Origin of the sequence: Leclercia sp. G3L (genome assembly GCF_021117075.1) — a bacterium.
GTDB lineage: Bacteria > Pseudomonadota > Gammaproteobacteria > Enterobacterales > Enterobacteriaceae > Enterobacter > Enterobacter adecarboxylatus_C.
Genome location: NZ_CP088265.1, coordinates 1593543 through 1617420, shown reverse-complemented (window position 1 = coordinate 1617420; position 23878 = coordinate 1593543). Strand labels below are relative to the sequence as shown.

The window sequence follows — 23878 nt, the reverse complement described above, 5'->3', positions numbered from 1 at the left end:
CGAAACAGCTTCGGCGTTGTAAGGTTAAGCCTCACGGTTCATTAGTATCGGTTAGCTCAACGCATCGCTGCGCTTACACACCCGACCTATCAACGTCGTCGTCTTCAACGTTCCTTCAGGAGCCTTAAAGGCTCAGGGAGAACTCATCTCGGGGCAAGTTTCGTGCTTAGATGCTTTCAGCACTTATCTCTTCCGCATTTAGCTACCGGGCAGTGCCATTGGCATGACAACCCGAACACCAGTGATGCGTCCACTCCGGTCCTCTCGTACTAGGAGCAGCCCCCTCAATTCTCCAGCGCCCACGGCAGATAGGGGACCGAACTGTCTCACGACGTTCTAAACCCAGCTCGCGTACCACTTTAAACGGCGAACAGCCGTACCCTTGGGACCTACTTCAGCCCCAGGATGTGATGAGCCGACATCGAGGTGCCAAACACCGCCGTCGATATGAACTCTTGGGCGGTATCAGCCTGTTATCCCCGGAGTACCTTTTATCCGTTGAGCGATGGCCCTTCCATACAGAACCACCGGATCACTATGACCTGCTTTCGCACCTGCTCGAGCCGTCACTCTCGCAGTCAAGCTAGCTTATGCCATTGCACTAACCTCCTGATGTCCGACCAGGATTAGCTAACCTTCGTGCTCCTCCGTTACTCTTTAGGAGGAGACCGCCCCAGTCAAACTACCCACCAGACACTGTCCGCAACCCGGATTACGGGTCTACGTTAGAACACCAGCCATTAAAGGGTGGTATTTCAAGGATGGCTCCACGCAGACTGGCGTCCACGCTTCAAAGCCTCCCACCTATCCTACACATCAAGGACCAGTGTTCAGTGTCAAGCTATAGTAAAGGTTCACGGGGTCTTTCCGTCTTGCCGCGGGTACACTGCATCTTCACAGCGATTTCAATTTCACTGAGTCTCGGGTGGAGACAGCCTGGCCATCATTACGCCATTCGTGCAGGTCGGAACTTACCCGACAAGGAATTTCGCTACCTTAGGACCGTTATAGTTACGGCCGCCGTTTACCGGGGCTTCGATCAAGAGCTTCGCGTTGCCGCTAACCCCATCAATTAACCTTCCGGCACCGGGCAGGCGTCACACCGTATACGTCCACTTTCGTGTTTGCACAGTGCTGTGTGTTTTTAATAAACAGTTGCAGCCAGCTGGTATCTTCGACTGATTTCAGCTCCACCCGCAGGGGCTTCACCTACACATCAGCGTGCCTTCTCCCGAAGTTACGGCACCATTTTGCCTAGTTCCTTCACCCGAGTTCTCTCAAGCGCCTTGGTATTCTCTACCTGACCACCTGTGTCGGTTTGGGGTACGATTTGATGTTACCTGATGCTTAGAGGCTTTTCCTGGAAGCAGGGCATTTGTTGCTTCAGCACCGTAGTGCCTCGTCATCACACCTCAGCGTTAACAAGGCTCCGGATTTACCTGGAACCTCCGCCTACATGCTTAAACCGGGACAACCGTCGCCCGGCCAACATAGCCTTCTCCGTCCCCCCTTCGCAGTAACACCGAGTACAGGAATATTAACCTGTTTCCCATCGACTACGCCTTTCGGCCTCGCCTTAGGGGTCGACTCACCCTGCCCCGATTAACGTTGGACAGGAACCCTTGGTCTTCCGGCGAGCGGGTTTTTCACCCGCTTTATCGTTACTTATGTCAGCATTCGCACTTCTGATACCTCCAGCATGCCTCACAGCACACCTTCAACGGCTTACAGAACGCTCCCCTACCCAACAACACATAGTGTCGCTGCCGCAGCTTCGGTGCATGGTTTAGCCCCGTTACATCTTCCGCGCAGGCCGACTCGACCAGTGAGCTATTACGCTTTCTTTAAATGATGGCTGCTTCTAAGCCAACATCCTGGCTGTCTGTGCCTTCCCACATCGTTTCCCACTTAACCATGACTTTGGGACCTTAGCTGGCGGTCTGGGTTGTTTCCCTCTTCACGACGGACGTTAGCACCCGCCGTGTGTCTCCCGTGATAACATTCTCCGGTATTCGCAGTTTGCATCGGGTTGGTAAGCCGGGATGGCCCCCTAGCCGAAACAGTGCTCTACCCCCGGAGATGAATTCACGAGGCGCTACCTAAATAGCTTTCGGGGAGAACCAGCTATCTCCCGGTTTGATTGGCCTTTCACCCCCAGCCACAGGTCATCCGCTAATTTTTTTCAACATTAGTCGGTTCGGTCCTCCAGTTAGTGTTACCCAACCTTCAACCTGCCCATGGCTAGATCACCGGGTTTCGGGTCTATACCCTGCAACTTAACGCCCAGTTAAGACTCGGTTTCCCTTCGGCTCCCCTATACGGTTAACCTTGCTACAGAATATAAGTCGCTGACCCATTATACAAAGGTACGCAGTCACACCACAAGGGTGCTCCCACTGCTTGTACGTACACGGTTTCAGGTTCTTTTTTTCACTCCCCTCGCCGGGGTTCTTTTCGCCTTTCCCTCACGGTACTGGTTCACTATCGGTCAGTCAGGAGTATTTAGCCTTGGAGGATGGTCCCCCCATATTCAGACAGGATACCACGTGTCCCGCCCTACTCTTCGAGTTCACAGCAAGTGTATCTTCGTGTACGGGAGTATCACCCTGTACCCTGCGACTTTCCAGACGCTTCCACTGACACACATGCTGATTCAGACTCCGGGCTGCTCCCCGTTCGCTCGCCGCTACTGGGGGAATCTCGGTTGATTTCTTTTCCTCAGGGTACTTAGATGTTTCAGTTCCCTGGTTCGCTTCGTTAAGCTATGTATTCACTTAACGATAGTGTGACGAGTCACACTGGGTTTCCCCATTCGGAAATCGTCGGTTATAACGGTTCATATCACCTTACCGACGCTTATCGCAGATTAGCACGTCCTTCATCGCCTCTGACTGCCTAGGCATCCACCGTGTACGCTTGGTCGCTTAACCTCACAACCCGAAGATGTTTCTTTCGATTCATCATCGACTTGCGAAAATTTGAGAGACTCTGACACACCGCTCATCTGCTCTTATTACGGAGAACAGACACGGCGTGTCGTTTCAATTTTCAGCTTGATCCAGATTTTTAAAGAGCAAATATCTCAAACATGACTTAACAGTCAGTTTTGAGATACTGATTGGTTGTGCCTTTCACTCACACCCAGCAAGTGGCGTCCCCTAGGGGATTCGAACCCCTGTTGCCGCCGTGAAAGGGCGGAGTCCTAACCGCTAGACGAAGGGGACACGATGTGTCGCGACTTCGCAGCCGTCTTGCTCGTTACTTTTCATCAGACAATCTGTGTGGACACTGCAAAGGCAGGTTCTTTAAGGTAAGGAGGTGATCCAACCGCAGGTTCCCCTACGGTTACCTTGTTACGACTTCACCCCAGTCATGAATCACAAAGTGGTAAGCGCCCTCCCGAAGGTTAAGCTACCTACTTCTTTTGCAACCCACTCCCATGGTGTGACGGGCGGTGTGTACAAGGCCCGGGAACGTATTCACCGTAGCATTCTGATCTACGATTACTAGCGATTCCGACTTCATGGAGTCGAGTTGCAGACTCCAATCCGGACTACGACGCACTTTATGAGGTCCGCTTGCTCTCGCGAGGTCGCTTCTCTTTGTATGCGCCATTGTAGCACGTGTGTAGCCCTACTCGTAAGGGCCATGATGACTTGACGTCATCCCCACCTTCCTCCAGTTTATCACTGGCAGTCTCCTTTGAGTTCCCGGCCTAACCGCTGGCAACAAAGGATAAGGGTTGCGCTCGTTGCGGGACTTAACCCAACATTTCACAACACGAGCTGACGACAGCCATGCAGCACCTGTCTCAGAGTTCCCGAAGGCACCAAAGCATCTCTGCTAAGTTCTCTGGATGTCAAGAGTAGGTAAGGTTCTTCGCGTTGCATCGAATTAAACCACATGCTCCACCGCTTGTGCGGGCCCCCGTCAATTCATTTGAGTTTTAACCTTGCGGCCGTACTCCCCAGGCGGTCGACTTAACGCGTTAGCTCCGGAAGCCACTCCTCAAGGGAACAACCTCCAAGTCGACATCGTTTACGGCGTGGACTACCAGGGTATCTAATCCTGTTTGCTCCCCACGCTTTCGCACCTGAGCGTCAGTCTTTGTCCAGGGGCCGCCTTCGCCACCGGTATTCCTCCAGATCTCTACGCATTTCACCGCTACACCCGGAATTCTACCCCCTCTACAAGACTCTAGCCTGCCAGTTTCGAATGCAGTTCCCAGGTTGAGCCCGGGGGATTTCACATCCGACTTGACAGACCGCCTGCGTGCGCTTTACGCCCAGTAATTCCGATTAACGCTTGCACCCTCCGTATTACCGCGGCTGCTGGCACGGAGTTAGCCGGTGCTTCTTCTGCGAGTAACGTCAATTGCTGCGGTTATTAACCGCAACACCTTCCTCCTCGCTGAAAGTACTTTTTACAACCCGAAGGCCTTCTTCATACACGCGGCATGGCTGCATCAGGCTTGCGCCCATTGTGCAATATTCCCCACTGCTGCCTCCCGTAGGAGTCTGGACCGTGTCTCAGTTCCAGTGTGGCTGGTCATCCTCTCAGACCAGCTAGGGATCGTCGCCTAGGTGAGCCGTTACCCCACCTACTAGCTAATCCCATCTGGGCACATCTGATGGCAAGAGGCCCGAAGGTCCCCCTCTTTGGTCTTGCGACATTATGCGGTATTAGCTACCGTTTCCAGTAGTTATCCCCCTCCATCAGGCAGTTTCCCAGACATTACTCACCCGTCCGCCGCTCGTCACCCAGGAGCAAGCTCCCTGTGCTACCGCTCGACTTGCATGTGTTAGGCCTGCCGCCAGCGTTCAATCTGAGCCATGATCAAACTCTTCAATTTAAGTTTGATGCTCGTGAATTAAACTTCGTAATGAATTACGTATGTTCACTCAGAGACTTTGGTATTCATTTATTGTCCGAAGACATTAAGAATCCATGTCACTTTGAGTGCCCACACAGATTGTCTGATAAATTGTTAAAGAGCAGTGCAACGCGGCTTTCGCTCACCGTTGCGAGGTGGCGTATATTACGCTTTCCTCTTTCAGAGTCAAGCGTTTATTTTCGCTTTTCTCTTCAACCGACCCGGCTGTTTGTGTGAAGTGATTCACATCTGCCGTGTCGATGGAGGCGCATTATAGGGATCCCAGTTTTTAGCACAAGCATTTTTTCGATCTTTTCTGCCGACTGTTCTTTTTTCGTTCTTTTCGCCGAAATCCCACGCGATCTGCTCAAATAATGACGCAATTCTCCCTTGATCAAGCCGAATAATAGGATCACAGTCTTCTATATAGTGCTCATTAGTAGAGGTTGATATGTCCGCAGTACTCCGTCCCTATAAAGATCTTTTCCCTAAACAAGGCGATCGCGTCATGATCGACAGCAGTAGCGTGGTCATTGGCGATGTCCGAATGGACGATGACGTCAGTATCTGGCCCCTGGTCGCTATACGCGGCGATGTTAACTACGTCTCTATTGGCGCACGCACCAATATTCAGGATGGCAGCGTACTGCATGTCGCCCATAAATCCTCTTATAACCCCGAAGGCAATCCACTGATCGTTGGCGAAGAAGTAACTGTCGGCCACAAAGTGATGTTGCACGGCTGCACGATTGGCAATCGCGTTCTGGTGGGTATGGGATCGATTTTGTTGGATGGGGTAGTAGTAGAAGATGAGGTGATGATTGGTGCCGGGAGTCTGGTGCCGCAAAACAAACGGCTGGAAAGTGGCTTTCTCTATTTAGGCAGTCCGGTAAAACAGATCCGCCCCCTGACGGAAGCGGAAAAGGAAGGTCTGAAGTATTCAGCCAATAACTATGTTAAATGGAAGAATGACTATCTGGATCAGCAGAGCCAGAACCATCCCTGATCGTCTTCTTCGCCCGCGCGAATCACATCGCTGGCTTCTTCTTCCAGATCCCAGCGATGTTCGCGAAAAAGATCCAGTGGAAGACCGTCGCCAAAACGACGCACCAGCGTTGCCCCTTCAATAGCACACATCATTTGCATGCCATGCACCAGAGCGGGAAAACAGACGGCCAGCTTTTCATCGTCCCACGTTTCCCGATCCGGAAACTGGATCGCCTGATTCATACTGACAGTTCCTGTTTAAGCTTTTCAATAACCGGATCTACTGCAGGCAATACACCGTGCCACAGCATTATGGCATGTGCGGCCTGCCCCACCAGCATCCCCAGCCCATCAGCGAGATGTTTTGCGCCTTGCTGTTCACACCAGTTCAGAAAAGGCGTTTTGCCCTTTTGGTAGAACATGTCATAGCAGTGAACCTGCGCGTTAACTAATGAAGAGGGAATGGCGGGAACGTCGCCAGCAATACCGCTTGAGGTTGCATTAATGATCAGATCAAATTCATGCCCGCTCAGGTCGTCCATGGCTACTGCGTGAATACTGCCGGTATGGGCAAACAGGGTGGCCAGCTCTACCGCACGGGAATAAGTACGATTGGTAATGGTCACTGCGCAATCCAGCGAGAGCAGCGGGAGGATCACCCCACGCGAAGCACCACCCGCACCGATCAGCAGAATACGTGCGCCAGGTTTGATAAATGACAGGCGTTCCAGATCGCTCAGTAAGCCAATACCGTCCGTGTTGTCCCCCAGAATCCGACCATCTTCAAGCCGCTTAAGGGTATTCACAGCGCCTGCCAGGGACGCGCGCTCCGTTAACTCATCGGCGCGCTCGAATGCCTCCTCTTTAAAAGGCACGGTGACATTGGCCCCTTTTCCGCCACCAGCAAAGAAGCTATCCAGCGTCGTCACAAAGGCATCAACAGGCGCAAGCACACGACCATACGGGTGCTCGATCCGCAGCTGCTGCGCAAACTGCTGATGAATAAACGGTGACTTGCTGTGAGCGATTGGATTACCAAATACGGCGTATGCTTCCATCTGATTACCCCTGGCGAAAACGTTCGCCGGTCAAAGCATCACGGATTTCTGACGGATTCAGGCGGCCACCGGTTTCACCGATAACCACAGGGAAATCGTCACCAAACTGCGCCAACACCTCTTCTGTAGTGCGGCAAGGAGGCAAGCCCGTCAGATTGGCGCTGGTAGAGACCAGCGGTTTACCAAAACGATTACAGAGTTCGATCACCAATGGATGGTCTGTCACGCGAACGGCGAGTGAATCAAACCGTCCCGTCAGCCAATGCGGCGTTGCTGGCAGAGCCGGGAATACAAAGGTCACAGGACCCGGCCAGGCCGCAAAAATGGTCTCACGCTGCGCTGACGTCAACGTGGAATCATCAATATAAGGTTTAAGCTGTTCGAAACAGGCGGCGATGAGAATCAGCCCTTTTTCAACCGGTCTCTGCTTGAGTGTTAACAGGCGCGTTACGGCAATTTCGCTGTCGGGATCGCATCCCACCCCAAAAACAGCTTCTGTTGGATAAGCGATGACGTCTTCGTTATTCAGTACGTCCACCGCATGCGCAATGGAGCCTGATTGCAGGTTATTATTCACTTTTTTGATCCGCCGAAACCGGCTTTCCACATTGTTTACTGGCGCAAAAAAGCTTCGTGCCTTGCGCCGTTTTCTTCTCGATAAGTAGCGGGTAGTGGCACTCAGGACAACTCCCCGCCACCGGTTTGAAATTGGTAACGAACTGACATTCAGGGTACCGATTGCAGGAGTAGAATGTCTTACCATAACGTGAACGCCGTTGAACAAGATGGCCGCTGTCGCATTGCGGACAGGCTAACGCTGTTTCATCGGGTTTATCAATTTGTTCAGTGTGATCGCATTCAGGATAGCGGCTGCAGCCGATAAACATGCCAAAACGGCCCTGACGTAGCGCCAGATCGCCGCCACATTGCGGGCATGCCTGTCCCTCCAGAACTTTAACAATATGCCCATCCGCCTGGCTTTTCAGGGGACGGACATAATCACAGTCTGGATAATGTGAACAACCGAGAAACGGCCCGTGCTTACCGGACCGGATAACAAGCTCTGCCCCGCACTGCGGGCAGGGCTCGTTTTTATGCACCGTAAATAGTGCTGATTTGGCCATAACAACTCTTGGTGCTGCATCGTGAATTAATGCAGCATACCTTCATTCACTTCAAAGAGTAATTCTTCCATTTGCTGATAGGCATTTTCACAGCCTGGAATGTTGAACAGAACCATCAGGATGACCCATTTCAGATCTTCCAGCTCAAATTCTGCCGTATCCAGCGCCATGACACGCTCTATCACCATTTCTCGCGTTTCGAGGTTCAGCACCTGAATCTGCTCAAGGAATAAGATAAATCCCCGGCAACTGGCATCCAGCCTTTCACACTCTTCAGCCGTATAGATGCGTACAGACAGCGGGTCGGAAATCAACTGCATCGGTTCGGCAAGGCCTTCCTGATAATCAGCCAATTTTTCCAGCCATATTAACGCGTTGTAAATATCTTCCCGTTCGAAACCTGCATCGGTAAGATCGCGTGTAAGTTTGTCCTGATCCACGCGTGCTTCAGCTTCGTTATGGATGTAAGTCTCAAACAAATACATGAGTACGTCGAACATGGCTTGCCCTCCTTAATCGGACATAGCCGCCGGGTACAGCTGCGATCCATCCTGCTAACTCCAGTTCGAGTAGCTGTGCTACCGTTACTGGCACAGGTTGGCCGGCACGTTCAGCGACAACGTCAACAGGTGTTACCTCATCTCCTACGTTAGCCAGGAGCTCAGGAAATGGCAATGCTACTTGGTCCTGATCTGATGAATAAAGCCAGTTTTCGGGATCCTCAGGCAACCAGTTAAGGCCATGTCGCAAACTTTCCAGAATATCGGCTGCCTCCGTCACTGGCGTGGCGCCTTGTTTTATTAGCCAGTGAGGACCTTCACATCCGGGATTTCCTATCGCGCCCGGCATCGCAAAGACTTCACGTCCCTGTTCAAGTGCGCATTTCGCGGTAACGAGTGAACCGCTTCTTATCTGGGCTTCTATGACGAATACCCCCTGACTGAGGCCGCTAATGATGCGATTGCGCCGGGGGAAATTACCGGGCCAGGGGGATGTAGCAAGGGGAAACTCCGAAACTACGGCGCCACCGCTGTCAGCAAGGCGCGTGGCCAGCGAAGTATGCCGGCGTGGATAGACCTCTGATAAGCCATTCCCCAAAACCGCCACGCTTTTCCCCTTAACGGTGAGTGCGGCACGATGCGCGACTCCATCAATCCCGCATGCCAGACCACTGGTAATCGTAAGGCCCGCCTGGGCTAGCTGTTCGCAAAGAATCGTTCCCCAGCGCTCCCCGTACCAGGAGTGGGAACGACTGCCAACGACAGCCAGCTGCAGGCTCGACAGCGCCTGCACGTTCCCCCTGACGAAAAGTGCACCCGGATAGTCCGCAATTGCGCGTAGCTGGGCTGGGTACAGGACGCTATCTGCACATATCAGATGATGACCCGGCTCAGCCAACCACTGCATGCTGCGCTCAATTTCACGCGGCGAAAATGAAAAAAACCGCGTCTTTTGCTTTTGGGTCAGCCCCATTCCTGCCAGCACAGCGTCGTCAATATGGGTCTCGCGCTGCAGCTGCTGCGCTATTGCCACCATCTTATCGCCGTACAAATCCCCAATGCTTATGAGGCGTAACCATATCTCTGTGGATGTCATCCTTTCCCCTGCCACAAGCCGCTATAGCAATCTTTGCGATTGGTCACTGATGCTGTCAATCAGAGGGGGTTTTGTCTAGAATAGAGGGTATATTCTTATCAACTCCTGAACACGACTCTGGAAAAATATGGCAGTTTTGCAAGTGTTACATATCCCGGACGAGCGCCTTCGCAAAGTCGCCGAGCCGGTTAAAGAAGTGAATGCAGAAATTCAACGTATCGTCGATGATATGTTCGATACAATGTATGCCGAAGAAGGCATCGGTCTTGCGGCTACGCAGGTTGATATTCATCAGCGCATCATCGTGATTGATGTCTCCGAAAACCGTGAAGGACGCCTGGTATTAATTAACCCGGAATTACTGGAAAAAAGCGGCGAAACCGGTATCGAAGAAGGCTGCCTCTCTATTCCTGAGCAGAGAGCGCTGGTTCCTCGTGCAGAGAAAGTCAAAATCCGCGCGCTCGATCGCGACGGTAAGCCATTCGAACTGGAAGCGGACGATCTGCTGGCCATCTGCATTCAGCACGAGATGGATCATCTGGTTGGTAAACTGTTTATCGATTACCTCTCTCCACTGAAACAGCAACGCATTCGTCAGAAAGTAGAGAAACTGGATCGCATGCGCGCTCGCGCATAACGTGACCCCGGATACAAGGAATAACGTGTCTACATCACTACGTATCATCTTCGCAGGAACACCTGACTTCGCAGCGCGTCATCTGGACGCGCTGTTGTCGTCTGGCCATCAGGTTGTTGGCGTTTTTACTCAGCCCGATCGCCCGGCAGGCCGCGGTAAAAAATTGATGCCGAGCCCGGTTAAGGTGCTGGCAGAAGAACACGGCTTACCGGTGTTTCAGCCTGCTTCGTTACGGCCGCAGGAAAACCAGCAGCTGGTCGCTGATTTAAATGCGGATGTCATGGTGGTTGTGGCATATGGCCTCATCCTGCCAAAAGCGGTACTGGATATGCCGCGCCTGGGTTGCATTAATGTCCACGGCTCACTGCTTCCGCGCTGGCGCGGTGCGGCACCAATACAACGTTCGTTGTGGGCAGGGGATGCCGATACAGGTGTGACGATCATGCAGATGGACGTGGGTCTGGATACTGGCGACATGCTTTATAAGCTGTCTTGCCCGATTACTGCCGAAGACACCAGCGCTACGCTGTATGACAAACTGGCGGAGCTTGGGCCAAAAGGTCTAATTGAGACGCTGCAACAGCTGGCAGATAACCGTACTCAGCCTGAAGTCCAGGACGAAGCCCTGGTGACCTATGCCGAAAAGCTCAGCAAAGAAGAGGCTCGCCTCGACTGGTCACTTTCCGCTGCTCAGCTTGAACGTTGCATCCGCGCATTTAATCCCTGGCCAATGAGTTGGCTGGAGATAGACGGGCAGCCGGTGAAAGTCTGGCAGGCCTCCGTAATTGCCGGACAGGCAAGCGCCGCTCCCGGCACGATTATTGAAGCCAGCAAGCAGGGTATTCAGGTCGCAACTGTTGAAGGGATCCTGAATCTGGAATCCTTACAACCTGCAGGTAAAAAAGCCATGAGCGCGCAGGACCTTCTGAACTCACGCCGTGAATGGTTTACGCCTGGCAATAGTCTCGCCTGAGATCATCTCCATTTAAGGCCCGGTGTTTCCGGGCATTTTTATTTTTGCACTTATGAAAAAACAAAATTTACGCAGCCTTGCAGCACAGGCGATTGAGCAAGTGGTCGAACAGGGCCAATCACTGAGCAATGTCCTGCCACCGTTCCAGCAAAAAGTTTCCGATAAAGACAAGGCACTGCTTCAGGAGTTGTGCTTTGGCGTCCTGCGCACGCTGCCCCAGCTGGAGTGGCTGATCGGCAAACTGATGGCACGCCCGATGGCGGGTAAACAGCGCGTGCTTCACTATCTGATCATGGTCGGTTTCTATCAGTTACTGCATACCCGTATTCCGCCTCATGCTGCACTGGCCGAGACAGTAGAAGGTGCGGTTGCGGTAAAGCGCCCGCAGCTTAAAGGACTGGTTAACGGCGTGTTACGTCAGTTCCAGCGCCAACAGGATGAGTTGCTGGCTGAATTTGCCCGCTCGGAAAAACGCTTCCTGCATCCTGACTGGTTATTAAAGCGTCTGCAAAAAGCCTATCCGCAGCAGTGGGAAACGCTGATTGAGGCCAATAACCAGCGGCCGCCAATGTGGCTACGCGTCAACCGCAACCACCACTCTCGCGATGCCTGGTTGGCACTGCTGGAAGAAGCCGGGATGAGCGGATTCCCGCATCCGGATTATAGCGATGCGGTTCGTCTGGCCGCACCGGCGCCGGTGCATGCTCTTCCTGGATTTGAACAAGGCTGGGTTACCGTTCAGGATGCCTCCGCCCAGGGTTGTATGACCTGGCTTGAACCGCAAAATGGCGAGCGTATTCTCGATCTGTGCGCCGCACCAGGCGGCAAGACCACGCATATCCTTGAAGTCGCACCGCAGGCAAGCGTTATGGCCGTCGACGTTGACGAACAGCGTCTTTCCCGTGTTTATGAGAATCTCAAACGTCTGGGCATGAAGGCCGAGGTTAAGCAGGGCGACGGACGGACGCCTGCTCAGTGGTGCGCAGATGAGCAGTTCGACCGTATTTTACTGGATGCGCCTTGTTCCGCTACCGGAGTGATCCGCCGTCATCCGGATATTAAATGGTTACGCCGTGACCGGGATATCAATGAGCTGGCGCAGCTGCAGTCAGAGATCCTGGACGCCATCTGGCCACATCTGAAAACAGGTGGCACGCTGGTTTATGCTACCTGTTCCGTACTGCCAGAGGAAAACTGTCAGCAGATCGCGGCGTTCCTGAAGCGTACGCCTGATGCCCGTCTGCATCTGACCGGTACACCAGAGCAGCCCGGCAAACAAAACCTGCCTGGGGCAGAAGAAGGCGACGGCTTCTTTTACGCTAAGCTAATCAAAGAGTGATGTTGATAACGGGTCACAAGATATGAAGATAATCATTCTGGGCGCGGGGCAGGTGGGCGGAACGCTGGCAGAAAACCTGGTCGGTGAGAATAACGACATCACTATCGTTGATACCAATGGCGATCGTCTGCGCGGCCTGCAGGATAAATTCGATCTGCGCGTGGTTCAGGGGCATGGCTCTCATCCGCGGGTGTTACGTGAAGCCGGTGCTGATGATGCCGACATGCTGGTTGCTGTTACCAGTTCAGATGAAACCAATATGGTTGCCTGTCAGGTCGCCTATTCGCTATTCAACACTCCGAACCGCATCGCGCGCATCCGTTCCCCGGATTACGTGCGTGACGCCGATAAGTTGTTCAATTCCGATTCGGTTCCTATCGATCATTTGATCGCGCCAGAACAGCTGGTTATCGACAGTATCTACCGGCTTATCGAATACCCGGGTGCGCTGCAGGTGGTGAATTTTGCGGAAGGCAAAGTCAGCCTTGCGGTGGTGAAAGCCTATTACGGGGGCCCATTAATTGGTAACGCGCTCTCCACCATGCGCGAACATATGCCGCACATCGATACCCGTGTTGCCGCGATTTTCCGTCATGACCGCCCTATCCGACCACAAGGCTCTACCATTGTCGAAGCCGGGGATGAAGTCTTCTTTATTGCCGCATCGCAGCATATTCGTGCAGTGATGAGTGAGCTTCAGCGACTGGAGAAACCCTATAAACGGATCATGCTGGTCGGGGGCGGTAATATCGGTGCTGGTCTGGCTCGCCAGCTGGAAAAAGATTACAGCGTAAAATTGATCGAACGCGATCAGCAGCGTGCTTCTGAGCTGGCAGAAAAACTGCAGAATACTATCGTTTTCTATGGTGATGCGTCGGATCAGGAGCTGCTTGCCGAAGAACATATCGATCAAGTCGATCTTTTCATTGCGGTCACCAACGACGACGAAGCCAACATCATGTCAGCGATGCTGGCAAAACGGATGGGTGCGAAGAAGGTTATGGTGCTCATCCAGCGCAAAGCCTATGTCGATTTGGTGCAGGGAAGCGTTATCGATATTGCGATTTCCCCACAACAGGCCACCATTTCTGCCCTGCTGAGCCATGTACGTAAAGCGGATATCGTGGGGGTGTCTTCCCTGCGTCGTGGAGTTGCGGAGGCTATCGAAGCCGTGGCTCATGGCGATGAGAGCACGTCCCGCGTAGTTGGACGAACCATTGACGAGATTAAGCTCCCGCCGGGTACCATCATTGGTGCGGTAGTGCGGGGTAACGATGTGATGATCGCCAATGATAATCTGCGTATCGAGCAGGGCGATCACGTCATCATGTTCCTGACTGATAAAAAGTTTATTACCGACGTCGAACGCCTGTTCCAGCCCAGTCCTTTCTTCCTGTAATACCAGAAAGGTGCTGTTATCAGCACCTTTTCTTTTTAACCCAATAATATGTAAGGGTTATATTTCTGTGACGCATGTCTCTCTTCAATGGCAATCCGCTAATGATTTGTTAAACTTGTATCTGTCAGCTGGCACAAGGAGAACATAATGAGTTTTATTAAAGAGTTTCGCGAATTTGCGATGCGCGGAAATGTAGTGGATTTGGCTGTGGGTGTAATTATTGGTGCAGCGTTTGGTAAGATCGTTTCATCACTGGTTGCCGATATCATCATGCCCCCACTCGGACTATTGATTGGCGGGATTGATTTCAAACAATTCGCTATAACCCTGCGTGAAGCCCAGGGTGATATACCTGCGGTAGTCATGCACTACGGCGTGTTTATTCAGAACGTATTTGATTTTGTGATTGTTGCTTTCGCCATCTTCATGGCTATTAAGCTCATCAACAGATTGAACCGTAAGAAAAAAGAAGAACCGGCTGCGCCTGCAGCTCCATCGAAAGAAGAAGTGTTGCTGACTGAAATTCGTGACTTACTGAAAGCGCAGACCAACCGCACTTTGTAAGACTCTGAAAGCAAGAAGGCCAGTGGTAAAAAAGCGATTTGCTTGCTTGCCACTGGCCTCCCAGTTACCCCGTTTTGCATGTTTAGTTTTACGCAGATAACTTCCTTTCCCTTTCTTATTCTTCTCAATCCGCTGCCTGAATAAAGGATCATGTAATAATGCTTCGATAGCGTTATCGTTGATTTGACCTTTCTTATGCTGATAATGGCTCATAATTTCTCCGGTATAATGTAAATCGACGCAAGTGTAGAAGTCGTTGGCAATAAAATCAACAGCCGTGCGCTCCTCCATTTGCACCTTGTTCAAGTGTTTCAAGGATGGAGCAGTAAACGCTGCTGTGCGCAGTGCCACAACAGGCATCGTTCAGCCACTGCAGAGACAGACGCATCGTTTGTAACTCTTCAATGCGCGCTTCGACTTCACTCAGCCTCGCCTGCACAATGCTTTTTGATTCCTGGCAGGTATGATGTTCAGGATCGATGCGGATCGACAACAGCTCGCGGATCGACTCCAGGGTAAATCCCAGCTGTCGGGCATGGCGAATAAATTTCAGACGATGAAGATCCTTATCGGTATACAGCCGAAAGCCCCCTTCAGTGCGTACCTCATGCTCCATCATCTGCTGCTTTTCGTAATAACGAATGGTGTCAGGCGTGACGTCAGCCAGCTTCGCAATTTCACCAATACGATACATCGTTAGTCCTCACTCATTTTTTGCGCTAACCGATCAGCGTAGTCGCCGTGAAGGAATTCTGTACTCACGCCCGCCTGTCGAAGCTTAAGCTCGAGAAGCGTGAGACGACGGCTGTACTCCATGTGCTCGGCAGAGCCCTGACTGACCGTATTAAGTAATTGGGCAAGCTCAACCGCCTCTTTACGGTGCTCAAGCTCTGGCGGCAGGCAACCTGCATTTTTCAACATCCGATAGCCTGACCGCAGTTCAGGAGGAACATGTGAATCATCGTCCAGTATCAGCGCTTGGCCACTTCCGGGCAGGTTATCAAACTCGCCCTGGCGTTGGGCATCAAGAATGTGTCGTTCTGCCCACTGGTCGAGTAACCACATAGCAAAACTCCGCAGAGAATGGAAAGAATATAACTATTGTAGGAAAGTGGGGATCCAGTAGATATAAAAAAACCCGCCGGGGCGGGTTTTTTTACGTTACTACAGATTACTCTGCAGCAGCTTCTGCTTTCTCTGAACGATCAACCAGCTCGATGTAAGCCATCGGCGCGTTGTCGCCTGCACGGAAGCCACACTTCAGAATACGAGTGTAACCACCGGCACGGCTCGCGAAACGCGGGCCCAGTTCGTTAAACAGTTTTGCCACGATCTCGTTATCACGAGTACGGGCGAATGCCAGACGACGATTAGCAACGCTGTCAGTCTTGGCAAGAGTAATCAGCGGCTCAACTACGCGACGCAGCTCTTTCGCTTTAGGCAGGGTCGTCTTGATGATTTCATGACGAACCAGTGAACCTGCCATGTTGCGGAACATAGCCTGGCGATGGCTGCTGTTGCGGTTCAGTTGACGACCACTCTTACGATGGCGCATGACCTTATCCTTCTCAGTAAAACCTTAACCTGTGATCCGGTTACTCGTCAGCAATGCTTGCCGGTGGCCAGTTTTCCAGGCGCATGCCCAGAGACAGACCACGTGAAGCCAGCACGTCTTTAATCTCGGTAAGAGATTTTTTACCCAGGTTCGGCGTTTTCAGCAACTCAACCTCGGTACGCTGTACCAGATCACCGATATAGTGGATAGCTTCTGCCTTGAGGCAGTTAGCAGAGCGGACAGTCAATTCCAGATCGTCAACAGGGCGCAGCAGGATCGGATCGAATTCTGGTTTCTCTTCTTTCACTTCCGGCTGACGTACATCACGTAAGTCAACGAAAGCTTCCAGTTGTTCTGCCAGGATGGTTGCCGCACGACGAATCGCCTCTTCAGGATCGATTGTGCCGTTGGTTTCCATTTCGATGACCAGCTTGTCCAGGTCGGTACGCTGTTCTACACGCGCTGCTTCAACATTGTAGGCAATACGCTCTACAGGGCTGTAGCATGCGTCGACCAGCAGACGGCCGATTGGGCGCTCATCTTCTTCCGAATGAATTCGGGCAGAAGCCGGCACATAACCACGACCGCGCTGAACTTTGATACGCATGCTAATAGCTGCGTTCTCATCGGTCAGGTGGCAGATCACGTGCTGCGGCTTGACGATTTCGACATCACCGTCGTGGGTGATATCGGCTGCAGTCACAGGGCCAATGCCAGATTTATTCAGAGTAAGAATAACTTCATCTTTACCCTGAACTCTCACCGCCAGCCCTTTCAGGTTGAGCAGGATTTCAAGGATATCTTCCTGAACGCCTTCTTTGGTGCTGTACTCATGAAGTACACCATCAATCTCAACCTCGGTCACCGCGCAACCCGGCATCGATGAGAGCAGAATACGGCGCAGTGCGTTACCCAGAGTATGGCCAAAGCCACGCTCTAAAGGCTCAAGGGTCACCTTGGCGTGCGTCGAACTCACTTGCTCGATATCTACCAGGCGCGGTTTTAGAAACTCTGTCACAGAACCCTGCATTGTGTCCTCTCTTTGGTACTAAGCTTTACTTGGAGTAAAGCTCGACGATCAGGTGTTCGTTAATGTCCGCAGACAGATCAGAACGTTCCGGCTGACGCTTGAACGTACCTTCCATCTTGCCAGCATCAACTTCCAGCCAGGTTGGCTTTTCACGCTGCTCAGCCAGCTCCAGAGCGGCTTTCACGCGAGATTGCTTTTTCGCTTTCTCACGAATGCTAACAACGTCATTCGCTTTAACCTGATAAGAAGCGATGTTAACAACACGACCGTTTACCATGATTGCTTTATGGCTAACCATCTGACGTGCTTCAGCACGAGTGGCGCCAAAGCCCATACGGTATACAACGTTGTCCAGACGACCTTCCAGCAGAGCCAACAGGTTTTCACCGGTGTTGCCTTTCAGACGTGCTGCTTCTTTATAGTAGTTACGGAACTGACGCTCCAGCACACCGTACATACGGCGAACTTTCTGCTTTTCACGCAACTGCACACCATAGTCAGACAGACGCGGTTTACGCGCACCGTGCTGGCCAGGAGCTTGTTCAATTTTACACTTGGTATCGATCGCGCGAACGCCAGACTTAAGGAATAAGTCGGTGCCCTCACGACGGCTCAGCTTGAGCTTAGGACCCAAATATCTTGCCATTTTCTATCTCCAACAATCCTAGAAAACGAACGCGTTATACGCGACGTTTTTTCGGCGGACGACAACCGTTATGAGGGATCGGAGTCACATCAGTAATATTAGTGATGCGGAAACCAGCGGCGTTCAGAGCACGAACAGTAGATTCGCGACCCGGACCCGGACCTTTTACCATAACTTCCAGATTCTTGATGCCGTATTCTTTTACGGCTTCAGCGCAACGCTCTGCTGCAACCTGAGCTGCGAACGGAGTTGATTTGCGTGAACCACGGAAACCGGAACCACCGGCTGTTGCCCAACCCAGTGCGTTACCCTGACGATCAGTAATAGTAACGATGGTGTTGTTGAAAGAAGCATGGATATGAGCCACGCCGTCAGAGACTTGTTTTCTTACACGCTTACGTGCACGAACTGGTGCCTTTGCCATTATTCAATCACCCCGATTATTTCTTGATCGGTTTGCGCGGACCCTTACGGGTACGTGCGTTGGTCTTGGTACGCTGGCCGCGAACCGGGAGACCACGACGATGACGCAAACCGCGATAGCAACCAAGATCCATAAGGCGCTTGATGCTCATGCTAACTTCACGGCGCAGATCACCTTCAACGACAAATTTGGCAACTTCGTCACGCAGCGTGTCGATTTGTTCTTCAGACAGCTCACTGATCTTAACATCTTCAGCGATACCCGCTGCAGCCAGAATGGCTTTGGAACGGGTCTTGCCGACGCCGTAGATCGAAGTTAATGCGATCACAGCATGTTTCTGATCAGGAATGTTAATGCCTGCTATACGGGCCACTATGCACTCCTACTATTTAATATGTACGCACCATGCTGAAAAGCCCGTTTTCAGGATACTCAAATGGAAACGTACAGACATACAAAAGATTGGCTGGCTAATCTAGCCAGCTCAACCCAACTTTGCAAGAAAAATATGCGAAATAATCAGCCTTGGCGCTGTTTATGCTTCGGCTCGGCACTGCAAATCACACGGATGACACCATCACGCTTAACGATTTTGCAGTTACGGCATAATTTCTTGACGGAAGCACGAACTTTCATTTTTACTCTCCGTAACTTCTCGGGCGCCCTGTTAGCGGCCGTAGCCTTTCAGGTTCGCCTTCTTCAATGCAGACTCGTACTGACTTGACATCATCAGAGTTTGCACTTGAGCCATAAAGTCCATAATCACGACAACAACGATAAGCAGTGAAGTCCCACCAAAGTAGAACGGTACTTTCATTGCATCACGCATGAACTCCGGGATCAGGCAGATAAAAGTAATATAAAGCGCACCAACCAAAGTCAGGCGAGTCATTACTTTATCGATATACTTCGCCGTTTGCTCTCCCGGACGAATTCCTGGTACAAATGCACCGGACTTCTTCAGGTTATCTGCTGTTTCACGCGGGTTGAAGACCAACGCCGTGTAGAAGAAACAGAAGAAGATGATCGCAGACGCATAGAGTAACACATAAAGTGGTTGCCCAGGCTGCAAATACAGCGAAATTGTTGTCAGCCAGTTCCAACCAGTCCCGCCCCCGAACCATGACGCGATGGTCGCCGGGAACAGAATAATACTGGAAGCGAAGATTGCCGGGATTACCCCTGCCATATTCACTTTCAGCGGTAAATGTGTGCTCTGTGCAGCATAGACACGACGACCTTGCTGACGTTTTGCGTAGTTTACCACAATGCGGCGTTGACCACGTTCAACGAAGATAACAAAGAACGTCACTGCAAATACTAATACTGCAACCAACAGCAACAGGAGGAAGTGCAGGTCGCCTTGACGCGCTTGCTCGATAGTATGGGCAATGGCTGGCGGGAGTCCCGCAACGATACCAGCGAAAATAATGATCGAAATACCGTTACCGATACCACGTTCAGTAATTTGTTCGCCGAGCCACATCAGGAACATGGTTCCTGAGACCAGACTTACAACAGCGGTGAAATAGAATGCAAAGCCTGGGTTAATAACCAGGCCATGCATACCAGGCATATTCGGTAGACCGGTAGCAATACCGATCGACTGGAATATTGCCAGCACCAGAGTGCCGTAACGGGTGTACTGGCTGATCTTACGACGACCAGACTCCCCTTCTTTCTTCAGCTCTGCCAGGGTCGGATGAACGACCGTCAGCAGCTGGATAATGATCGATGCCGAAATGTACGGCATGATACCCAATGCAAAGATTGAAGCACGGCTGAGAGCACCACCAGAGAACATGTTAAACATTTCAATGATGGTGCCACGCTGTTGCTCAAGCAGTTTGGCAAGTACAGCGGCATCAATACCAGGGATCGGAATAAAAGAGCCAATACGGAACACAATAAGCGCACCGATTACAAACAACAGTCTGCGTTTCAGCTCGCCTAAGCCACCTTTGGCACTTTGAAAATCTAATCCCGGTTGTTTAGCCATCTGCTACTTATTCCTCGATTTTACCGCCAGCAGCTTCGATAGCAGCACGAGCACCTTTAGTAACACGCAGGCCACGAACAGTTACCGGAGTAGAAACTTCACCAGCCAGGATCACTTTCGCGAACTCGATCTGGATACCGATAATGTTTGCTGCTTTCAGCGTGTTCAGGTCTACAACGCCGCCTTCAACTTTCGCCAGGTCAGACAGACGAACTTCGGCTGTGATCGCTGATTTGCGAGAGGTGAAGCCGAACTTCGGCAGACGACGGTACAGTGGCATCTGGCCACCCTCGAAACCGCGACGTACGCCACCGCCAGAACGAGAGTTCTGACCTTTGTGACCACGACCACCGGTTTTGCCGAGGCCAGAACCGATACCACGACCCAGGCGTTTACCCGCCTTTTTAGAGCCTTCGGCCGGAGACAGAGTATTTAAACGCATCTCTTACTCCTCAACTTTAACCATGAAGTAAACCGCGTTGACCATACCACGAACAGCAGGAGTATCCTCGCGCTCAACGGTATGACCAATACGACGCAGACCCAGGCCAAGCAGCGTTGCCTTGTGTTTCGGCAGACGTCCGATTGCACTGCGGGTTTGTGTAATTTTAATAGTCTTTGCCATGGTCAATTACCCCAGAATTTCTTCAACGGATTTACCACGCTTGGCAGCGACCATTTCTGGAGATTTCATATTTTCCAGGCCATCAATAGTTGCACGAACCACGTTGATCGGGTTGGTGGAACCATATGCTTTAGCCAGAACGTTATGAACTCCAGCAACTTCCAGAACGGCGCGCATTGCACCACCGGCGATGATACCGGTACCTTCGGAAGCTGGCTGCATGAAGACACGAGAACCCGTGTGAGTACCCTTAACTGGGTGCTGCAGGGTGCCGTGGTTCAGCGCGACGTTAATCATATTGCGACGGGCTTTTTCCATCGCTTTCTGGATCGCTGCTGGAACTTCACGCGCTTTACCGTAACCAAAACCAACGCGGCCATTACCATCACCAACAACAGTCAGAGCTGTGAAGGAGAAAATACGACCACCTTTAACGGTTTTAGATACGCGGTTAACCGCGATCAGCTTTTCCTGCAGTTCGCCAGCCTGTTTTTCGATGTGAGCCATCTTACACCTCTACCTTAGAACTGAAGGCCAGCTTCACGGGCAGCATCTGCCAGTGCCTGGACGCGACCATGATATTGGAACCCGGAACGGTCAAAGGACACAACTGTGATGCCTTTTTCCAGAGCGCGTTCAGCAACAGCTTTACCTACAGCTGCAGCGGCGTCTTTGTTACCGGTGTACTTCAATTGTTCAGTAATAGCTTTTTCTACAGTAGAAGCAGCTACCAGAACTTCAGAACCGTTTGGTGCAATTACCTGTGCGTAAATATGACGCGGGGTACGATGTACCACCAGGCGAGTTGCACCCAGCTCTTTGAGCTTGCGGCGTGCGCGGGTCGCACGACGGATACGAGCAGATTTCTTATCCATAGTGTTACCTTACTTCTTCTTAGCCTCTTTGGTACGCACGACTTCGTCGGCGTAACGAACACCCTTGCCTTTGTAAGGCTCAGGACGACGGTAGGCGCGCAGATCTGCTGCAACCTGACCGATCAGCTGTTTATCAGCGCCTTTCAGCACGATTTCAGTCTGAGTCGGGCATTCTGCAGTGATACCGGCCGGCAGCGGATGCTCAACAGGGTGTGAGAAGCCCAGAGACAGGCCTACTGCATTCCCTTTGATCGCTGCACGATAACCTACACCAACCAGCTGAAGCTTTTTAGTGAAGCCTTCGGTAACACCAACAACCATTGAGTTCAGCAGGGCACGCGCGGTACCTGCCTGAGCCCAGCCATCAACGTAACCAGTACGTGGGCCGAAGGTCAGAGCATTGTCTGCATGATTAACTTCAACAGCATCGTTGAGGGTACGAGTCAGCTCGCCATTTTTACCTTTGATCGTAATAACCTGACCGTCGATTTTTACATCAACGCCGGCAGGAATAACGACCGGTGCTTTAGCAACACGAGACATTTTTTCCTCCGATTAGGCTACGTAGCAGATAATTTCGCCACCAAGACCAGCTTGGCGCGCTGCACGATCAGTCATAACACCTTTAGAGGTAGAAACAACTGCGATACCCATGCCGGCCATAACTTTTGGCAGCTCATCTTTTTTCTTATAGATGCGCAGGCCTGGGCGGCTGACACGCTGAATGCTTTCTACAACAGCTTTACCCTGGAAATACTTAAGAGTAAGTTCCAGTTCCGGCTTGGTGTCGCCTTCAACTTTAAAATCTTCGATAAAACCTTCTTCCTTCAGCACGTTGGCAATTGCCACTTTCAGCTTGGCGGAAGGCATGGTGACCGCAACTTTGTTCGCGGCCTGACCGTTACGGATACGGGTCAGCATATCCGCGATCGGATCTTGCATGCTCATCTGTCTTTACTCCCGTGATTCAATTGGTAATTACCAGCTAGCCTTTTTCAAGCCTGGTACTTCACCGCGCATGGCGGCTTCACGCAGTTTGATACGGCTCAACCCGAACTTGCCCACGAAACCATGTGGACGACCTGTTTGACGACAGCGGTTACGCTGACGAGACGGGCTGGAATCACGCGGCAGAGACTGCAGCTTGAGAACAGCATTCCAACGATCTTCGTCGGAAGCGTTCACATCAGAAATGATCGCTTTCAGTTCAGCGCGTTTAGCGAAGAATTTATCAGCTAAAGCTACGCGCTTTACTTCGCGTGCTTTCATTGATTGCTTAGCCATTCAGTAACCCTACCTTACTTGCGGAACGGGAAGTCAAACGCAGCCAGCAGAGCGCGGCCTTCTTCGTCAGAGTTCGCAGTAGTGGTAATGGTAATATCCAAACCACGCACGCGGTCGACTTTATCGTAGTCGATCTCTGGGAAGATGATCTGCTCACGGACACCCATGCTGTAGTTGCCACGACCGTCGAAAGACTTAGCGGACAGGCCACGGAAGTCACGGATACGTGGAACAGCAATAGAGATCAGGCGCTCAAGGAACTCCCACATGCGTTCGCCACGCAGAGTTACTTTACAGCCGATCGGATAGCCCTGACGGATTTTGAAGCCTGCAACAGATTTGCGTGCTTTGGTGATCAGCGGTTTTTGACCGGAGATTGCTGTCAGATCAGCTGCTGCGTTATCCAGCAGTTTCTTGTCAGCGATCGCTTCACCAACACCCATGTTCAGGGTGATCTTCTCGACCCGAGGGACTTGCATGACAGAATTGTAGTTAAACTCAGTCATGAGTTTGTTAACTACTTCGTCTTTGTAGTAATCATGCAGTTTCGCCATCGTACTACTCCAAATTACTTGATAGTTTCGCTGTTAGACTTGAAGAAACGGACTTTTTTGCCGTCTTCGAATCTAAAGCCTACACGGTCAGCCTTGCCGGTTGCCGCATTGAAGATTGCAACGTTAGAAACCTGAATTGCAGCTTCTTTTTCAACGATGCCACCTGGCTGGTTCAGGGCCGGAACCGGCTTCTGATGTTTCTTAACCAGGTTGATACCTTCAACGACGAGTTTGCCGGAAGACAGAACATTTTTTACTTTACCGCGTTTACCTTTATCTTTACCGGTTAACACGATAACTTCGTCATCACGACGGATTTTCGCTGCCATGATTCGC

Annotated in this window: 31 protein-coding genes, 1 tRNA gene and 2 rRNA genes; 6 read left to right on the top strand and 28 right to left on the bottom strand. The window is 51.6% G+C overall.

The genetic code is table 11. The annotated features are described in order from the left end of the window. Positions 1-20 precede the first annotated feature (20 nt). The 3 genes from LRS40_RS09155 to LRS40_RS09145 all read right to left on the bottom strand — a co-directional run bounded on the left by LRS40_RS09155 (position 21) and on the right by LRS40_RS09145 (position 4852). Positions 21-2930 (bottom strand): 23S ribosomal RNA (locus tag LRS40_RS09155). 219 nt (positions 2931-3149) lie between these two features. Further along, positions 3150-3224, bottom strand: a tRNA-Glu gene (locus LRS40_RS09150). 87 nt (positions 3225-3311) lie between these two features. Then, a 16S ribosomal RNA gene (locus LRS40_RS09145) occupies positions 3312-4852 on the bottom strand. The 16S and 23S rRNA genes sit together here with 1 tRNA gene alongside, the layout of an rRNA operon. 472 nt (positions 4853-5324) lie before the next feature. Here LRS40_RS09145 and LRS40_RS09140 point away from each other — a divergent pair. Next, the gene (locus tag LRS40_RS09140; RefSeq protein ID WP_231313558.1) at positions 5325-5879 is read left to right on the top strand and encodes a gamma carbonic anhydrase family protein; all 555 of its coding nucleotides are present in this window, start codon (positions 5325-5327) and stop codon (positions 5877-5879) included. Here LRS40_RS09140 and LRS40_RS09135 read toward each other — a convergent pair. The 6 genes from LRS40_RS09135 to dprA are packed head-to-tail and all read right to left on the bottom strand — an operon-like array spanning position 5855 to position 9638. Further along, complete coding sequence (locus LRS40_RS09135; RefSeq protein WP_142487316.1) at positions 5855-6103, bottom strand: DUF1488 domain-containing protein; 249 nt, start codon at positions 6101-6103, stop codon at positions 5855-5857. The two genes, LRS40_RS09140 and LRS40_RS09135, sit on opposite strands and share 25 nt — an antisense overlap. Continuing rightward, entirely contained in the window at positions 6100-6918 is an 819-nt protein-coding gene (gene aroE / locus LRS40_RS09130) for a shikimate dehydrogenase (protein ID WP_231313557.1), read from the bottom strand. Before aroE ends, LRS40_RS09135 begins: the two co-directional genes overlap by 4 nt. A gap of 4 nt (positions 6919-6922) precedes the next feature. Next, a complete protein-coding gene (gene tsaC / locus LRS40_RS09125; RefSeq protein ID WP_231313556.1) occupies positions 6923-7495 on the bottom strand; it encodes an L-threonylcarbamoyladenylate synthase type 1 TsaC in 573 nt (190 codons plus the stop codon). Continuing rightward, positions 7488-8042 carry a type I DNA topoisomerase gene (locus tag LRS40_RS09120; RefSeq protein ID WP_142487319.1) on the bottom strand — a complete coding sequence of 185 codons (555 nt, stop codon included), beginning with the start codon at positions 8040-8042 and terminating at the stop codon, positions 7488-7490. Before LRS40_RS09120 ends, tsaC begins: the two co-directional genes overlap by 8 nt. A 26-nt stretch (positions 8043-8068) precedes the next feature. Then, positions 8069-8542 (bottom strand): DUF494 family protein Smg, encoded by a 474-nt coding sequence (gene smg, locus LRS40_RS09115; RefSeq protein ID WP_142487320.1) that lies wholly within the window; start codon positions 8540-8542, stop codon positions 8069-8071. Then, positions 8514-9638, bottom strand: coding sequence for a DNA-protecting protein DprA (gene dprA / locus LRS40_RS09110; protein ID WP_231313555.1), 1125 nt, complete (start codon positions 9636-9638; stop codon positions 8514-8516). Before dprA ends, smg begins: the two co-directional genes overlap by 29 nt. A 127-nt stretch (positions 9639-9765) precedes the next feature. Between dprA and def the strand changes: the two genes are divergently transcribed. The 5 genes from def to mscL all read left to right on the top strand — a co-directional run bounded on the left by def (position 9766) and on the right by mscL (position 14550). After that, on the top strand, positions 9766-10275 hold the full coding sequence (gene def, locus LRS40_RS09105; RefSeq protein ID WP_142487322.1) for a peptide deformylase: 510 nt from the start codon (positions 9766-9768) through the stop codon (positions 10273-10275). Positions 10276-10300: 25 nt separating this feature from the next. After that, positions 10301-11248, top strand: a complete 948-nt coding sequence (gene fmt, locus LRS40_RS09100) for a methionyl-tRNA formyltransferase (protein ID WP_142487323.1) — start codon at positions 10301-10303, stop codon at positions 11246-11248. Between the two features lie 52 nt (positions 11249-11300). Further along, the gene (gene rsmB / locus LRS40_RS09095) at positions 11301-12587 is read left to right on the top strand and encodes a 16S rRNA (cytosine(967)-C(5))-methyltransferase RsmB (RefSeq protein ID WP_156264758.1); all 1287 of its coding nucleotides are present in this window, start codon (positions 11301-11303) and stop codon (positions 12585-12587) included. Between the two features lie 22 nt (positions 12588-12609). Beyond that, positions 12610-13986, top strand: a complete 1377-nt coding sequence (trkA, locus tag LRS40_RS09090) for a Trk system potassium transporter TrkA (RefSeq protein WP_231313554.1) — start codon at positions 12610-12612, stop codon at positions 13984-13986. Positions 13987-14133: 147 nt separating this feature from the next. Continuing rightward, on the top strand, positions 14134-14550 hold the full coding sequence (gene mscL, locus LRS40_RS09085) for a large-conductance mechanosensitive channel protein MscL (RefSeq protein ID WP_142487326.1): 417 nt from the start codon (positions 14134-14136) through the stop codon (positions 14548-14550). Here mscL and LRS40_RS09080 read toward each other — a convergent pair. From LRS40_RS09080 to rplX, 19 genes are all read right to left on the bottom strand, one after another. After that, positions 14518-14763: an alternative ribosome-rescue factor A gene (locus tag LRS40_RS09080; protein ID WP_231313880.1), complete on the bottom strand. Its 246-nt coding sequence runs from the start codon at positions 14761-14763 to the stop codon at positions 14518-14520. The genes mscL and LRS40_RS09080 overlap by 33 nt on opposite strands. Before the next feature lie 55 nt (positions 14764-14818). Beyond that, entirely contained in the window at positions 14819-15244 is a 426-nt protein-coding gene (gene zntR, locus LRS40_RS09075) for a Zn(2+)-responsive transcriptional regulator (RefSeq protein WP_231313553.1), read from the bottom strand. A gap of 2 nt (positions 15245-15246) precedes the next feature. Beyond that, positions 15247-15615: a DUF1992 domain-containing protein gene (locus tag LRS40_RS09070; RefSeq protein WP_231313552.1), complete on the bottom strand. Its 369-nt coding sequence runs from the start codon at positions 15613-15615 to the stop codon at positions 15247-15249. A gap of 106 nt (positions 15616-15721) precedes the next feature. Next, positions 15722-16105 (bottom strand): 50S ribosomal protein L17, encoded by a 384-nt coding sequence (gene rplQ / locus LRS40_RS09065; RefSeq protein WP_001216368.1) that lies wholly within the window; start codon positions 16103-16105, stop codon positions 15722-15724. A 40-nt stretch (positions 16106-16145) separates the two neighbouring features. Further along, the gene (gene rpoA, locus LRS40_RS09060) at positions 16146-17135 is read right to left on the bottom strand and encodes a DNA-directed RNA polymerase subunit alpha (RefSeq protein WP_002919219.1); all 990 of its coding nucleotides are present in this window, start codon (positions 17133-17135) and stop codon (positions 16146-16148) included. A 25-nt stretch (positions 17136-17160) separates the two neighbouring features. Continuing rightward, positions 17161-17781 carry a 30S ribosomal protein S4 gene (rpsD, locus tag LRS40_RS09055; RefSeq protein ID WP_032614687.1) on the bottom strand — a complete coding sequence of 207 codons (621 nt, stop codon included), beginning with the start codon at positions 17779-17781 and terminating at the stop codon, positions 17161-17163. A 34-nt stretch (positions 17782-17815) separates the two neighbouring features. Beyond that, positions 17816-18205 (bottom strand): 30S ribosomal protein S11, encoded by a 390-nt coding sequence (gene rpsK, locus LRS40_RS09050; protein ID WP_003863312.1) that lies wholly within the window; start codon positions 18203-18205, stop codon positions 17816-17818. Between the two features lie 16 nt (positions 18206-18221). Continuing rightward, a complete protein-coding gene (gene rpsM, locus LRS40_RS09045; protein WP_003031135.1) occupies positions 18222-18578 on the bottom strand; it encodes a 30S ribosomal protein S13 in 357 nt (118 codons plus the stop codon). A 146-nt stretch (positions 18579-18724) separates the two neighbouring features. Further along, positions 18725-18841, bottom strand: coding sequence for a 50S ribosomal protein L36 (gene rpmJ, locus LRS40_RS09040; RefSeq protein WP_000868187.1), 117 nt, complete (start codon positions 18839-18841; stop codon positions 18725-18727). A 31-nt stretch (positions 18842-18872) separates the two neighbouring features. After that, complete coding sequence (gene secY, locus LRS40_RS09035) at positions 18873-20204, bottom strand: preprotein translocase subunit SecY (RefSeq protein ID WP_231313551.1); 1332 nt, start codon at positions 20202-20204, stop codon at positions 18873-18875. A 7-nt stretch (positions 20205-20211) separates the two neighbouring features. Next, a complete protein-coding gene (rplO, locus tag LRS40_RS09030) occupies positions 20212-20646 on the bottom strand; it encodes a 50S ribosomal protein L15 (RefSeq protein ID WP_032614692.1) in 435 nt (144 codons plus the stop codon). Positions 20647-20649: 3 nt separating this feature from the next. Further along, complete coding sequence (gene rpmD / locus LRS40_RS09025; RefSeq protein WP_003863301.1) at positions 20650-20829, bottom strand: 50S ribosomal protein L30; 180 nt, start codon at positions 20827-20829, stop codon at positions 20650-20652. Between the two features lie 6 nt (positions 20830-20835). Then, positions 20836-21336 (bottom strand): 30S ribosomal protein S5, encoded by a 501-nt coding sequence (gene rpsE, locus LRS40_RS09020; RefSeq protein ID WP_007369821.1) that lies wholly within the window; start codon positions 21334-21336, stop codon positions 20836-20838. A gap of 14 nt (positions 21337-21350) precedes the next feature. Then, on the bottom strand, positions 21351-21704 hold the full coding sequence (rplR, locus tag LRS40_RS09015) for a 50S ribosomal protein L18 (protein ID WP_032614694.1): 354 nt from the start codon (positions 21702-21704) through the stop codon (positions 21351-21353). Between the two features lie 9 nt (positions 21705-21713). Continuing rightward, a complete protein-coding gene (gene rplF / locus LRS40_RS09010; protein WP_142487329.1) occupies positions 21714-22247 on the bottom strand; it encodes a 50S ribosomal protein L6 in 534 nt (177 codons plus the stop codon). Positions 22248-22259: 12 nt separating this feature from the next. Further along, positions 22260-22652, bottom strand: a complete 393-nt coding sequence (rpsH, locus tag LRS40_RS09005; RefSeq protein WP_032614699.1) for a 30S ribosomal protein S8 — start codon at positions 22650-22652, stop codon at positions 22260-22262. A gap of 30 nt (positions 22653-22682) precedes the next feature. Continuing rightward, positions 22683-22988 (bottom strand): 30S ribosomal protein S14, encoded by a 306-nt coding sequence (gene rpsN / locus LRS40_RS09000; RefSeq protein ID WP_032614701.1) that lies wholly within the window; start codon positions 22986-22988, stop codon positions 22683-22685. Positions 22989-23002: 14 nt separating this feature from the next. Further along, positions 23003-23542: a 50S ribosomal protein L5 gene (rplE, locus tag LRS40_RS08995; protein WP_032614703.1), complete on the bottom strand. Its 540-nt coding sequence runs from the start codon at positions 23540-23542 to the stop codon at positions 23003-23005. A 14-nt stretch (positions 23543-23556) separates the two neighbouring features. Further along, on the bottom strand, positions 23557-23871 hold the full coding sequence (rplX, locus tag LRS40_RS08990; protein WP_003863287.1) for a 50S ribosomal protein L24: 315 nt from the start codon (positions 23869-23871) through the stop codon (positions 23557-23559). Positions 23872-23878: the final 7 nt, after the last annotated feature.